Here is a 13460-nt window from a genome sequence, read left to right on the forward strand (position 1 = left end):
TCCGTATTTGCATTCATGCAAGTATCGGGACAAGCCGATCGAGCTGCGGCTCGGTAAGCGCCAGCTCTTGCTGGGCTCGATTGAGCTGGTTGGTGACGATGCGGATCTGCTTGCGCTTGCGGGCCTTGAAGTCGTTGATCGCGTCTTCTTCGGTCTCCGAAAACTTCTTCTTGAACGCAGTGAGCAGCTGGAACTCACCGCAAACCCAGGCACCCTTGGGCGTCCGCCGATCGACGGGATACCAGCGCAGCTCCAGGCGGGGGTCAGTGACACCGTATTCCTCGCGATCGGCGTCGATGATGTAGGAGTATCGCTGAGCCTCGCACCGCCAGAGGACATCGCGACCCTCTGGCGGCTTGCCGTGCGGATAGTGCAGCCGCATCAGTCCCAGTCTCCGGTCCCTTTGTGGACGAACTCGATGAACTCGTCGCCATCGGGGTCGACCTGTTTCTTCTGGCTGGAGCCTTCGACGTCATAGTCGTAGACCCTGACTGTCGTGCCCGTGGGCGCCTTCACCGATTGGATCAGGCCACCCTCCATGACGATCTCGATAACGGACATCACGCCACCTTCTGGGCTGGTTGCTTCTCGTTGTCGTTGACCGCCTTCTGTTTCGGCAGCGGCGGCAGCAGGTCGATCAGCTCGCCCATCGAGCGGGTGACTGCGACGTGATGGTAGGCTCGTGAGATCCACATGATGAATTGCTCATATCCCATGATGTGTTTTGCGTGATTGCAGATGCCGCAGCAGGGGACGCTGTTGTCGATCGTGTAACCAAGACCATTGTCCTTGCGATCGATGCCGTTGCAGACGTACTGCGATTTGAACTTTCCGGTCACGACGCTTCGCGCAGCGCTGAGTGAAGGCGCTGCCCCACAGTAGTGGCAGTCCTTTTGCGTGATCTCACGGAACTGATCTTTGGTCAGGTCGAAAGCCAGGCCACGATCGATCGCCCTCGCTCTATAGGCGTGGTCGTATACGAAGTTGAAGGCCGGCATCGACCTGTCCTCATAGTGAGGATGGTTGAAACCGCAGGTCTTTGTCTTTCCGGATCGTACGTCATTGAGCAGGACGACCCGCTCTGTGCCGCATTCGCAGCGACACAGAACCTGAGCCATACGCCTGTTCCCGCCGAGCACACGAAGTCCTCGGTCCTCAATGACGGTGAGCTTCCCGTAGGTTTTGCCGATGGAGTCGGCAACCGGTATGCGCTTCACGCCGCCGCCTCCTTGTCGGTAGCTTTCTTGTTATCGTTGGCAGGCGGCGTCTTGACCTTGGGCAGCGGAGGCAGGAGATCGATAAGCTCCATCTGAGACCTGGTGGCGCAGACGTATTGCAAATTCTTCTCCTGCTCACGCTCCCAGTCCTGGGTGGCGTATTTGGACGGGCAGGTGTTGAACCGGTCGAGCCAGTAGACCCGCTTCCACTCACGGCCCTTCGACCGGTGGATGGTTGCGAGCGTCAGGATGCCCGTCACGTTGTCGGCGAAGATGTTGTCGATGTAGGCGATCACGTCGGTGATCCTCGACAGCTTGGCCTCGCGGCAAGCGTCGATCACGACCTTCAGGGTCTCGACCTTGTCCTCGGCCTCCTGGACCTTGGCCATCTTCTTCTTCGGCAACCACTTCGCCTTCTCGCGCTCCAGCCACTCCTCGAGTTTTTCTTCGAGCGCGGAGATGTTGACGATTGACTTCCAGCGGGTCGCCAGCTTCTTCAGCTGCTCGACGATGTCGCGACCCTCGATCCGGCACGGGATCTTGGCGCGGATCAGGGCGAACGCGGCGTTGACCAGCGGTCGGGTGTTGCGACAGAGGATTGCGGCGTCGCCATCCAGCCGGTCCGGCTTCTGCATCATCTGCTCGAAGGACTCCAACGAGACCGTCCCGTCAGGCGCCGAGGGGTGAGCCTGGATGTGATTGACCCAGGACTGGGCCATCTTGACCACGCTCTTCGGGCAGCGATACGTGACCGTCAGCGGCATCTCGATCGCGTTGAAGGTCTGCTTGATGATCTCGATGCTGTCGTTGTCGGCGCCAGTGAAGCCGTAGATCGCCTGGTGCGGATCACCGACAGCGAACAGACGGCCCCGCTGCTTCATCAGGCACTTGGCCAACAGACGGCGGACCGTGTTGGTGTCCTGTGCCTCGTCGATCCAGACATTCTCGTACTGCCGGAAGCGGACGTTGAAGAGTAGGGGCAGGTAGATCATGTCGTCGAAGTCAACGATCTCCGGCTCGGAGTTGGACTCCTTCAGGACCTTGATCGCCCAGTCGATCAGGGCATCGGACTTCTTCGCCAGCTGCTCGCTGTCGAACAGGTCGAAGTGCTCGACGATGTCCTCCCAGATCGAGGTGTCGTCGATGTGGCCCTGGCCCTCGATACCAATACCACTCTGCTTGGCGAGCGACACCAGTTGGCAGACGACGCCTGCATGGGAAGCCAGCTCGGCTCCGACCGTGGCAGTGTCGATCCAGTCGGACGTGATATTGGCGACCTTGTCCTTGACCGTGCGGGCCTTGGGGAACGCCTTGCGATAGTTTCGCAGGCCGATCGCATGGACGGTCGAGGCTTCGGCCTTCTTCCAATCGATGCCGGCCGCCTGCAGCTTGGCCTTGATCTCCTCAGCGATCTTCCGGTTGAACGCCAGAATGATCGAGGAGCCGATCATCCGCTCGACCGTCTTGATGATCGTTGTGGTTTTGCCGGCGCCGGCAACGGCGATCAGCACGATGGAGCTGGCTCCATTCCAGGCCTTGTCCTGGAAGGCCGCCTGCTGCGGCGATGGAACCCAAAGTGATGGGGCTTGCATGGTCCTCGTCTCGATCTGGTATGAGTGACGGTTAGCATCATGGTTGCAGTCAAGCAAACGGAGAGTCGCGAGAAATGCAAATTAAGCTGCGGCCTTGAGTTCTGTGGATCGAAGCACCTTTAGGGCTGCAACTATCCGGTCCGCCTTCTCCTTGGAGCGCGGCTTCGCGACCAGCTCGCGGTCCTCGAAGGTCAGCCAGCAGTTGTCGTAGATGTCCTGGATCGCAAACACCACGTCGTTCTCGCCGAAGAAGACCGACTTGATCTCCGGCGTGAGGTACTGCGACTGGATCATCGACGCATAGCAGTACTTGCTCAGCAGCCCTTTGGTGATCAGGCTCTGCGCCGAATTAACCTGCCCCTTCGACAGGTAGAGAGTGTTCATGGGGTCGGCGAGCACCCGAGCAACGATCTGCTCCTGCAGTTTAGTCAGCGTCTTTGGCATCTTCTTCCTCCTCACAGCACTTTAGTTCTTCCACGTCCTTGATGATTTCCTTGATGGATGCGTTGGCGACAAAGCCGAGGTAGCCTTCGTCGGACTCGACCATCACCCGCTTGTCGACGTCGTCGTTGTCGACGTCGCCGACCGTGTAGAGACCGGCCGGCGCGTCCTCGTCGCCCTCGATGCGAACCCGGTCTCCCGGACTCACGACAAGGACCTTCATGGCAGCGGGTTCTGCCATGGCCTTGTGGTGCCAGGCCGGAGACATCACTTCGCCGTCCATGAGCAGGCCATCCTCACTGAGGACAGCCCGCCCATCGGTGGCGTCATTCACCGCCACCCGAACGTCCGTCATGCGGACGATCTCGTCTTCGTCGTCGCACCCTTCGGCAAGACGAGCCTTCACCTGCTCGAAAGCGGGGTGATCCACCGCCAAGGTCCAGGGGCGGCCCTTGGCGATGTAGAAGATTGAGGTGTCGGTGATCACGCTGGCGATCATGTTGCGCTCCGGTTGGCTCAGGCAGCCTGATCGAGTTCGAGGTCATCCTCGGACTCGTCGTTGTCGTTTGCGACCGCGGGGCGGGAGAGAAGCTCGAAGTAGTGGTTGAGCTTGCTCGTCTTGTCACGGTTGCGGTTGCTGTAGTCGTAGGCCTCGACGATGCCCCTCAGCAGCGGGTAGTCTTGGCACAGCCGCTCATAGGCCTGGTCGATCTGTCCGATCGGGCAGACGACCTCCGGCTTGTCGATGTTGATGCCGATGCGGCGCAGCGCTGCGAACGCCTTGTCGCTCTCCGTCGTCGCGTTCGAACCGTTCTGCAGGGCGGCGTAGAGCTGCTTGAGGTTCGTGAGGAACTCGCGAACATCAGCCGGCGCACGCTGGATCCGCATCTTCGCCACTTCCTGGAGGTTGTGGTTCAGATTGTGCAGCGTCTTTTTGTGCAGACCGGTGAACTCCTCGACGTTCACCCGACCCCGGATGTCCTCGATCATGTCGTCGGCCACCATGGTCCAGTCGCCGGACACCTCCTGATCGTAATTCTTGACCAGGATGACCGTGCCAACCTCGATCAGGCCGAACTCGACAGCAGCCATCATGAAGCTTTCGGCCTCGTTCTGGCTGATCGATCCTTCCTGATGGCTGTGCAGCTTGAGGAAGCTGCTGCTGCCGCGGCGACGGCGGTACGTTCCGGGGTACGCTTCCACCATCAGTCCGCCCTCGGCCATGTCGACGTCCTGGGTGAGGGCGTGCAGCCGGCCTCCGGTCGTGACGACCAGCGTCTTGCGCTTGCGGATCGTCTTGCTAACCCGCTTTGCGACCGGCACCTTGAAGCTGTCGAGTTCGATGGCCTCGGGATTGCCGAGGGCAGCGAGAACCTGCTCGCGGTTGAACCGCTTGCAGCGCACCCACAGCACCTGCTTGCCGACCAGCTCAGCCATGTGGAACCGGCTGAGGGAGTAGCTCGGGTTGTGCTCGATGACGATCTTGGCATCGGCTGCCCAGTTGGTGCGGACGGTGCAGTCCTCGAACTTCTCGAACTCGGTCCAGCCCTCCGGGAGCATGTCCATCTTGCAGTTCACCTTGGCGAGGACCTCGGAGATGTAGAAGTCGCGCCAGCGAACGATGTCGCGGAGCTTCTGCTGTCGGGTACGGCCCAACATGTCGGTCTCTTCCTCGAAGACCTTGGCCGCTGCGAACAGGGTCTCTGCTGCATCCACCTTGTCGCGGAGCTGGTCGATGAAGTTGTCCTCGTACTGCTTGACCAGGTTCTTCAGCGTGGTCCGGGTGGTGTCGTCATAGGCCAGTTCTTCGCGGGACAGTGTGACCTTGAGCGACCCGATCGGCGCATCGAACAGCACCTCGTCACTGTCGTCGAGGAAGCCGGTGCTCTCGATCTGGCGCAGATCGAACGGGTACATCACGCAGCCCATGCGGACGCGCGGCCCGTAGAACGGTACCGAGTTGCCCTCGAACTTGGCCCAGTTCTCGCCCTGGCTCTCGACCACCGGGTCCTTCCAGTTGACCGCGTCCCGGGGGAAGATCTTCGGGCGCGGCTCGAACGACCACAGGATGTCGTGGGCGCCGCGGTGGAAGTCCTGAATGTCCTCGCGGCGAACGGCAAACGACACGTCGAGACCGTTGCGCTCCTCGGTCGGGGTCTCCGCCATCAGGCGCATGACCGGCGCGCCGTCCGGAGCTAGCGACAACACGTAGGCCCGCATCACGCCGTCATGGTAGGAGGTGACGTAGTAGGAGCCGGCGCCGGTATCGCCGATCAGGTAGGCGAACGGGCTCTTGGACCCCAGACCCCAGCCGCCGACCTGCTCGTTGGTGGCACGCTTGGTGGAGGCATAGAGGCGGGCGTAGACGTTGACCATCTGGTGGTGGCTCATGCCCGGGCCGTAGTCACGAACCCGGAAGACCGGGTTGAGAGGGGTCGGAAGATGGACCTCGAAGTCGCCACGGGAGGCGTCCCAGGCGTTGGTCGACAGTTCGCGGATCGGATACCGCTTCTTGTCCTTCGCCAGACCGGAGATCTGGGCGTAGAAAGCCACCGCGTTTGCCTCGAAGGCGATCTTGATTTCGTCCTGCACGCCGGTTGCGACGTCGACGTGATCCTTCATACCAAGCTGCATTGGTCAGTTCCTTGATGGGTTGTCAGTGAATTGTCGATCAGGCCGCGCCGCTGAAGAGATCCAGCGGGTCGAACAGGTCGTTGATATTTGCTTTGCGCTCGCGGCGTTCATGGATGACGTCGCGGAGCTGGTCGAAGGTGACGCCCTGGTTCTCCAGGAACGCGGCAACCTTGTCGGGATGGCCCCACACCAGGTCGCGCAGAGTCTCCTCACGGAACCTGCCGAAGCTACCGAAGGACTTCCCACCAGCCTTCGAAAGCTTCGGTTTCGCTAAAGGGTCGCGCTCGATCACGAACTTGGACTGGTCGATCTTGACCATGTGGTTGCGCACCTCGATCAGGTGACCGACATCGAGCGCCTCGTGGGGGCGGTGCTCATTGTAGTAGCCGACAGAGAGGTTGGTGCATTCCGGCACCAAGTGACGGTACTGCTTGGTGTCGGTCAGGACGCCCCTGTCTGACGGTTTGAACCGGCTCGGCAGTTGGTCCGCCAATGACTGCGCGAACGCATCAGACGCGGTCCGCACCCCCTGATGGGTGATGACGTCAGCTGTGCCACGGCGATCGAAGGCGACCGCCGACTTGATGGCCTTCAGCAGCTCCGGCTCCTTTTCCACGACGGCGTTGGAGCCGACGCAGCCGATCTCCTCGGCGAAGTGGAACATGTAGAGGCCGGGCACCTTCGCCTTGATCATCTCGCTCATGATCCAGACGCCGGCAGCGCAGTCAGCGCCCAGACAGTTCGACTTCGAATTGACCGCAAGTGAGATGAACTTGCCGTCGAAATCGACCTTCTGGAAGCCTTCCTTGGAGTGGACGCTGTCGGTGTGCGACGACCACAGAACGCTCGGATCTTCGCCGATCACCAGCCGCCAGTTGCCGTGCTTGTCCATCTTCGCCCCAAGGGGGATGATGAACTTCTTGATGAATGCCATCTCGGTGGCCGAGCCAGCCGGCCGCCGATACGAGAGCATGGAGATGATGGTTTCGAGATCGTTCATAGTTCTTCCTTAGGCAACGCGGCGGCTGCGATTGAGGATGAGGTCGTTGACAGCGGTGACGGCGCGGTCAGAGATCACGTCGACATCGTCGACGATGAACTGGTCGGCTATCCTGCCGCGGATGGTGGTGTTGACGGTGATGTCGCCCCCGGGTACGGCCAGGTCATAGCCGACGATCTTGCTGCCGCGGCGACGCTTCGGCTTGATCTCCACCTTGTTGCCTTCGTCGTCGTATTCATCGGCAACGCTGCGGTGCATCCGCTTGTCGCCCTTCTGGACCATTTCGTCCTTGGGGCGATTGCTGTGGGTGTAGATGCAGTGCTCGCCGTGCTCGTCGAACCACTCCTTCGACCAGGCGGTGCCGTCGTAGAGGGTGACCTTGTAGTCCCTCGACCAGATCTTCCCGCTGCCCAAACAGGTGAAAGCGTGGCGTTTGATAGCGCCGGACGACCAAAGTTGATCGGCCCCATGCACGAACCGCATGTCGCTGACATACACCGCGACGTCTTCCTTTGGGCACCTGGCATGCATCTGCGAGACACCGCTCGAAGAGCTGCACACATAATGCTTTCCGGCTTCCCACTTATCAGCCGTGACGAAGTGATCTCCCATGTCGACGCCGACACCGATGTCGTCAAAGTAGGGGACGATGTACTGATGATCGTAGTTCTCGTTCGGGATCTTCAGCAGACGTGCGCCGACGAAGGTGTTGACCTTGTTATCGCCGCCATCTCGGAGGTCGGTATAACCCTCAGCAGCGAGAGCCGACCGCAGCCGCGCGATGTCGCCATAACAGCGACCGTGCAGCTTCTTCTCCGGCCAGCACAGTGCCCTGGACTGGATGCGACCCCTGGTGTTCTTGGTGTAGGCGACGGCCAGGTCACCAGCGCCATAGGGAGCCACCGGCCACACCGGCAGGTGCGAGAAGTTGTGGTCGCCATCCATGCACGAGGAGGGGCCGTTCTTGTAGACGTAGGTGATCTCGTCGGGCGTCTTGGCAAAGAAGATCTCGCCGCTCGGATCAACTGCGGCGATCAGGGCGCGCCGCTTGGCGTCGTCCATCTTCTGATCTTCCAGCTCGTAGAACCGGGTGATGTATCGGCCGGGCGTCAGCGCGGTCAGCTTTTGGATGATGCCGTGCTCTTCGCTCTCGATGAAGGCGATCTTGCTGGAATCATTGGCCCGGAGATGGGCGAAGTGATCCTTGATCGGATCCAGCGTCCACTTCGACGGCAGCGGGGTCAGCTCGCCGGACTCCATGCGCTTCTGCATGGCGGCGCGCCAGTCGCCAGCCTGGGCGATGCGCCGGCACTGCACCTTGGCGCCGGTCGTGGCAGCGGCAGTCTTCGAGGCCTTCGCTGCATCGGCTCCCTTCTCGAAGGTGCCGTAGTCGGGCAGCGGCGTCTCGACGAGATTGTTGTCGGCGTCGCGGTCCAACCTGACAAGGTAGAACATCGTTTGCTCCGTTTGCATTCAAGCGTGCCGGCAGGCATGGCTTTCCCGTGGTTGTGGCACGCGGGGCCGGAATTGGTCCCGCGAGCGTGCGGCAAGCTCCTGTTTGCATTCGCGCAAGCAAAAGAGCAAGTGAAACTTCAGCCCCTAACGGGGAATAATTGGAAGCGGTCTATCCCTTGAATTGAAAAGGCGGAGCCAGAACACTGACTCGCCGAACTTGAGAACGATCATTGGTGTTGACGCCTGCGCTTGTACTCTTTTGGGGTTCTTGCTGCCCGTTGTGAGCCAAAAGAGGTCTGTTCAAAGTGGGGAGGTGTAGACCGCGGCGATCGCGCCGGACCGGCCAGGGCCAGTGACTGCGCCGACATCGTCGAGACGATAGTCCTGCAGCACGATGCGGAGACGGGACGCAAACTCCTGCTCGCTGACGATGCGGACAGTTTTTCTCGGCTCACTCATGGTGCGGCTCCTGGTCGGCGTTGAGTTCGTTGATGAGGACTCGTTCCGGAAAGTCGGGCGGCAGGTCGTACGCTTGCAGCGCCAGCTCGACGATCGGTTGAAATTCGTGGGGCACATGGCCCGGCTGCTCGCAGACAAGATTGATCAGCTGTCGCGTCGCCTCGAAGGCGTGGAACGCTTCCTTGACCTGGGCATCGTCACCCAATCGTCTCGGCATCTTCTTCTCCGTGGCAGGGCGGACCCGCCTCCCGAAGGAGACGGGCCAGCTTGCTGGCTCAGTAGCGGACGTTCTTGTTCAGCGCCCAGTACGGTTCGTTGCCGTCCTTGGGGTCGACGTACAGCGACTTGCGGCTGGCGCGGCGCAGCTTCAGGATGGTGCAGATCCGGGTGCCGAATCCGTTGCGGTAGGCGTGGACCGTCTCTCCGACCTTGCGCATCCGGCCGGCGACGTACATCTCGGTCGGAGCATCGAGTGCGGCGGTCACGGGGGCGGCGACCGGCGCGGCGGCCACCACGGTCTCGTTCTCGTCCTCCTCGGCCTCGTCGCCGACATGGGTCTCGGCACCAGCGACGTTCTGGGCCAGCGTCGGGGCCGGAGCCTCGATCACGACCTGGAAGACGCCAGCGATGTCGTCGATCGCCGTCTCGTTACGAGCCGCCTCCTCGGTGACGTACAGCTCCTCGTCGACCTTCAGGCTGCGCCCATCACGTCCGACGACCACGTAGCGGGTGGCCGGATAGATCAGGTCCTGCTCGACCTTGTAGTTGCCACAGGACGAGTCGCCGTCCGTGTCGAACTGGGCGATGCACTGCTCGCCGTGCTTCCAGAAGCTGATGACGACCGGATGCACGCTGCACTTCAGAACCGTGAGGATCTGCGGGTTGTCGAACACGTCCTCGGTGTAGGAGTTGTCGGCATCGACGATGGCGATTGGCTGGTTGAAGTCGATCAGGCCGATCGGATACTGCGGCGGGGTCGGCGGGGTCTCGGCGGCCGGCTGCTCGGGCGGCAACACTTCGCCGTTGAGCGGGGATCCGAAGGCCGCCTGAGTCAGCGGAGCAGGGGCCTCGATAGCGGCCTGCTGCAGCAGCTGCTGTTGCGGCTGCGGCTGCTCCTGCGCCAGCCGATCCGGCAGGCTGCCGTAGAGGAAGGGATCGTTTGCGGTGGGATTCATTCAGTTCTCCTTTGGGGTTACGGGCCGTTGTCGAACTCACCCCCGTTCGTGAGGGCGGCGCCGATCAATTCAGAACGGGGGATTGCAAGCGCTTGCATTCATGCAAGCGGGAAGGCATGGCTAATCGCGGTAGCTACGGACCTCGATCACCCGGGTGTCCAGGCCGCAGGCTCCGCGCCAGTCCGGATCACCAGTGGCAATGAAGCTGTCGATCGCGACAAGCGCCGCGCCCGGCGTGATGTCGTCGTACGCCATGTCGTCGATGTCATCGAACGATGGGAAATAGAGGGGGTGAAGGGCAGTCGCACAGTCATGGTGGACATAGCGAGATGCGGTCGGGCTCTTGGTCGTGCGGTCGCGGTCCATGGAGCGCCAGACCCAGCCGCCGATGCAGCAGGTCGTTCCGCACTCCGACTCGTGTTCTGCGCCGTTCATGTTGAATCCGTCAGGCCGATCGGCATCGTTCCGGGGATCGTGGTGGAAGGTGCCGGCGGCGAAGTGCTCCCTGATCTCCAGTAGCGCTCGGTGCTCGGCTCGCGGGATCCGCAGCGCCTCAGCGGACAGGATCAGTCTGCCTTGGTCAGTCATCAAAACCTCCAGTTGTGGTTTGCATTCGATAGGGCGGGTTTGGCGAAACTGCAAGCAGTAAAGTTGCACGAATGCAAAGAATCTGCTAGAGGTCGATCCGACATGCAGAAAACCGAGATTATTGCGGGCCTCCCTTGGCTCCATTCGAAGCCGGAGCGCGCCATCTTCTTGGAACTCGGTTATGCCTGTGTCTATGCGGTCGGCCCCACAGGGGGGCGGCCGCTACGAATTAGCTGGGCGCGGCAGCTCAAGGACAAGCTGGCCGAGCTGCAACCGGGCTGCTGGAAAGAACTCCAGGTCCACGACGTGGTGTGGACGCCTGGCGATATCACAGCGGTCCGGTTGCTGGGCGAAGCCACGGCTCTTCTCGACAAGGCGAAGCGCAGGCTTACCGGCGACTGGTTTGACGTGACCCGCGAGTACGCACAGCAAGTCCTGCGCTTCGCCACGGACAAGAGCGGCGTCCCGACCTTCACCCATGCCGAGATGCTCGAAAAGGTAAGGGCGGAGCGCAAGCGGCGCATTGAGGCCGCTATTCGCCGGGCTTGACCTCCGGAACCCACTTCATCGCGCCAGCACTCGCGCGATCGCTGTCATATGCGCCGCCGCATGATCTCGGTCGGTAACGGGGCATAGCGGAAGTCGAGGAGTGGATAGGACCAGAGGACCGGTCGCGTTTGACCCAATCCGGACCTGGGGCCGCCCCGTAACGACACGTCATACCCCTTTGACCATGCACCATTTCGCGTATGATCCCATCAATCCGGGCACAGGCGGGCATGTCCAGTGATATGGGGTTAGCAGATGGGGGGACCAGTGGCACAATTGACTGCAGACACCCTGCTTAACACCGGCTTTCGCGATGTGGCGAAGTGGGTGAAAGCCGATAACGATAGCTGTATCACGTACGAGCTTGACGGCATGAATGTGACAGCGCATCGCGCAATGCTCGATGTCCGCAACGCGCTCTATGCTTTCGTACAAGGCGGCAATGTGAGCTATATCGGGAAGACGGCACGCAGCATCAAAAAGCGCTTTGTAGGCTACTGCACCCCCGGCAGCACACAGAAGACTAACCAACGCTGTCATGAAAACATCAAAGCCCTTTTGAAGCGAGGCATAGAGACACGCATATTCGTGTTCACGCCGATCTCGGAACTTCGTTACGGCGAATTTCAGATTGATCTTGCTGCAGGTCTGGAAGAATCCTTGATCATCGCCTTTGCTCCGCCATGGAATGGCCGCGAGGGGAAGCGGCTGCTAACAGAAGAAGCTGAGCGAGAAGCCACGGAAGACTCCGAACTCCGCCAAGCTACCGAGCCCCGCGAAGTCGTAGCCGCCATGGTAGCACCCAACGAGCCTTTGCCAGCCACAACAACATCCCAGCAGATGACGTTTCCAATCAGGCTCGGCTCTGCCTATTACAATCAGGGCCTCATCAATCCAGGGACCGAGGCCAGTCGTTACCTGGGCGATGACGGTGATCCGGTGATTGTTTATCTCGGGAGCGACTCCGAACAGGTGGACTCCGTCATCAACCGATCAGCGAACCCCAACGGCTCCGTTCGTATCGTCGGCAACAATCGACGGATTGCCGACTGGTTCCAGCAGCATTTCAAGGTTGGTGATGTGGTAGAGGCAAAGGTGCACGACCCTCAACATGTCCTGCTCATGTTGCCGCGCGACGCTTGAGTCCGCTTGTGGCCCATCGCATCACTTCGCGGCGACGCAACGATTCGGTCGCCTTCGGATCGAAGCGGACATTCGGCGAAACGCTATTACGGAACACGGTCCAGCCAGTGTGTCACCGACGTCTCGACACTCGTCGATGGTCTCAACGTGGGCGTAATCCCCACCGCCGTACTTCTGGGCGACGGCCTTCTGGAATTGGTTCAGCGACATCAGGCCGCCTCTTTGTTGTCGTTGCGGGGCCGGTCCACGTATGGCCGGATCCCCAGGACATGGACAGCGAGAGTGATGTTTTCTGTCCAGGTGAAGCCCGCACGGTCACGGTGCATGTGGGGGAAGGTGTGCTGGCCGACGACCAGCGTGGCGAAGGGCAGCTTCTTGCCCGGTGGTAAGCCGATGGCGAACATCAGATCCTCATGAGTTTTCGGCGTTGCGTGACGCTCATGCCTATTTGCATTATCTCGCACAATGCAAGCTGGCATTCAAGCAAAGATAATGGCACGCCAGACCAGCGCGGAGAGGGCCACGGCGATTCCAATGGTCTTGATGCTGATGAACTCGCGCGCTGGAGCCCGGAGCATGTTGCTGTCCTTCGTGGCGTTGCTGATGGAGCGGATCCGGCGAAACCGGCGGCCTGGCCGGACTTCATGAGGATGGAGAGCTGGTCCCGGTTGTTTGGACAGCGCCCCGCGAAAATTAAGTGGATTCCTGCCGGGTTATGCTGAAGGCGGGGCTTTACGATTTTGCTGCGGCTCTGGTCGGGCTTACGCCCTCCCGACGCCACATCAGCGCTTTACACCACGCTCGCCAGCCCTCAGGCGCACTCTGACGAATAAGACGGGCTAACTCCATCTGGAGGAAATACGTACGCATTGGCAGGTCAATGCTCAAATGATCTGTGATGCAAAGTGGCTCGGATCGGTTCGTCGAGATATCGCTTAACAAGAAAGCTAAAAGCGATTGCAACGAGAGTCATGGTTGGTACCGCTAGCGCTGCATGATTCTGCGCAACCCAACCTGCCGAAGTTCCGCCGAACAATAGCATGAGTAGAACGTAGTGGGTCATATAAAGCGGATATGAAAGATCTCCGATAAACTCGCTAAAACGGTTGATCGACGGACTCCCGATTGCATTAGCGCCCAGCCAAACAAGGAGCGGATATACGATTGTGACGATCAGGAAATCGTAGGGCTTCCAAAGGAAGGGCCA

Annotated in this window: 16 protein-coding genes and 1 pseudogene; 2 read left to right on the top strand and 15 right to left on the bottom strand. The window is 60.6% G+C overall.

Annotation, left to right across the window (positions count from 1 at the left end):
* Positions 1-13: 13 nt before the first annotated feature.
* From K359_RS0121575 to K359_RS0121635, 13 genes are all read right to left on the bottom strand, one after another.
* Complete coding sequence (locus K359_RS0121575; protein ID WP_029081183.1) at positions 14-382, bottom strand: hypothetical protein; 369 nt, start codon at positions 380-382, stop codon at positions 14-16.
* Complete coding sequence (locus K359_RS0121580; protein WP_029081184.1) at positions 382-561, bottom strand: hypothetical protein; 180 nt, start codon at positions 559-561, stop codon at positions 382-384. Before K359_RS0121580 ends, K359_RS0121575 begins: the two co-directional genes overlap by 1 nt.
* Positions 561-1217 (bottom strand): hypothetical protein, encoded by a 657-nt coding sequence (locus tag K359_RS0121585; RefSeq protein WP_156928603.1) that lies wholly within the window; start codon positions 1215-1217, stop codon positions 561-563. The genes K359_RS0121580 and K359_RS0121585 overlap by 1 nt, the downstream gene beginning before the upstream one ends.
* Complete coding sequence (locus tag K359_RS0121590; protein ID WP_029081186.1) at positions 1214-2809, bottom strand: UvrD-helicase domain-containing protein; 1596 nt, start codon at positions 2807-2809, stop codon at positions 1214-1216. Before K359_RS0121590 ends, K359_RS0121585 begins: the two co-directional genes overlap by 4 nt.
* An 81-nt stretch (positions 2810-2890) precedes the next feature.
* Entirely contained in the window at positions 2891-3253 is a 363-nt protein-coding gene (locus tag K359_RS0121595; protein ID WP_035976849.1) for a hypothetical protein, read from the bottom strand.
* A complete protein-coding gene (locus K359_RS0121600; protein WP_029081188.1) occupies positions 3234-3749 on the bottom strand; it encodes a hypothetical protein in 516 nt (171 codons plus the stop codon). The genes K359_RS0121595 and K359_RS0121600 overlap by 20 nt, the downstream gene beginning before the upstream one ends.
* A gap of 17 nt (positions 3750-3766) precedes the next feature.
* Positions 3767-5884 carry an ATP-binding protein gene (locus K359_RS0121605; protein ID WP_029081189.1) on the bottom strand — a complete coding sequence of 706 codons (2118 nt, stop codon included), beginning with the start codon at positions 5882-5884 and terminating at the stop codon, positions 3767-3769.
* A gap of 37 nt (positions 5885-5921) precedes the next feature.
* The gene (locus K359_RS0121610) at positions 5922-6884 is read right to left on the bottom strand and encodes a M28 family peptidase (protein ID WP_029081190.1); all 963 of its coding nucleotides are present in this window, start codon (positions 6882-6884) and stop codon (positions 5922-5924) included.
* A 9-nt stretch (positions 6885-6893) separates the two neighbouring features.
* On the bottom strand, positions 6894-8339 hold the full coding sequence (locus K359_RS0121615) for a hypothetical protein (RefSeq protein ID WP_029081191.1): 1446 nt from the start codon (positions 8337-8339) through the stop codon (positions 6894-6896).
* A 300-nt stretch (positions 8340-8639) separates the two neighbouring features.
* A complete protein-coding gene (locus K359_RS61410; protein WP_156928604.1) occupies positions 8640-8798 on the bottom strand; it encodes a hypothetical protein in 159 nt (52 codons plus the stop codon).
* Entirely contained in the window at positions 8791-9015 is a 225-nt protein-coding gene (locus tag K359_RS0121625; RefSeq protein WP_156928605.1) for a hypothetical protein, read from the bottom strand. Before K359_RS0121625 ends, K359_RS61410 begins: the two co-directional genes overlap by 8 nt.
* Before the next feature lie 58 nt (positions 9016-9073).
* Positions 9074-9973 (bottom strand): hypothetical protein, encoded by a 900-nt coding sequence (locus tag K359_RS0121630; RefSeq protein ID WP_029081193.1) that lies wholly within the window; start codon positions 9971-9973, stop codon positions 9074-9076.
* A 120-nt stretch (positions 9974-10093) separates the two neighbouring features.
* On the bottom strand, positions 10094-10561 hold the full coding sequence (locus K359_RS0121635; RefSeq protein ID WP_029081194.1) for a hypothetical protein: 468 nt from the start codon (positions 10559-10561) through the stop codon (positions 10094-10096).
* Positions 10562-10663: 102 nt separating this feature from the next.
* Here K359_RS0121635 and K359_RS0121640 point away from each other — a divergent pair, with 102 nt between their 5' ends.
* Both K359_RS0121640 and K359_RS0121645 read left to right on the top strand, forming a co-directional pair.
* Positions 10664-11110, top strand: coding sequence for a hypothetical protein (locus K359_RS0121640; protein ID WP_029081195.1), 447 nt, complete (start codon positions 10664-10666; stop codon positions 11108-11110).
* Between the two features lie 267 nt (positions 11111-11377).
* Positions 11378-12253, top strand: coding sequence for a GIY-YIG nuclease family protein (locus tag K359_RS0121645; RefSeq protein WP_245284681.1), 876 nt, complete (start codon positions 11378-11380; stop codon positions 12251-12253).
* A 209-nt stretch (positions 12254-12462) separates the two neighbouring features.
* On the opposite strand, the gene K359_RS0121650 is transcribed toward K359_RS0121645, so the two are convergent.
* A complete protein-coding gene (locus K359_RS0121650) occupies positions 12463-12657 on the bottom strand; it encodes a hypothetical protein (RefSeq protein WP_029081197.1) in 195 nt (64 codons plus the stop codon).
* 473 nt (positions 12658-13130) lie between these two features.
* Positions 13131-13460: pseudogene (locus K359_RS64035) on the bottom strand (acyltransferase); the annotation flags it as partial.

This window comes from Bradyrhizobium sp. th-b2 (assembly GCF_000426785.1).
GTDB lineage: Bacteria > Pseudomonadota > Alphaproteobacteria > Rhizobiales > Xanthobacteraceae > Bradyrhizobium > Bradyrhizobium septentrionale.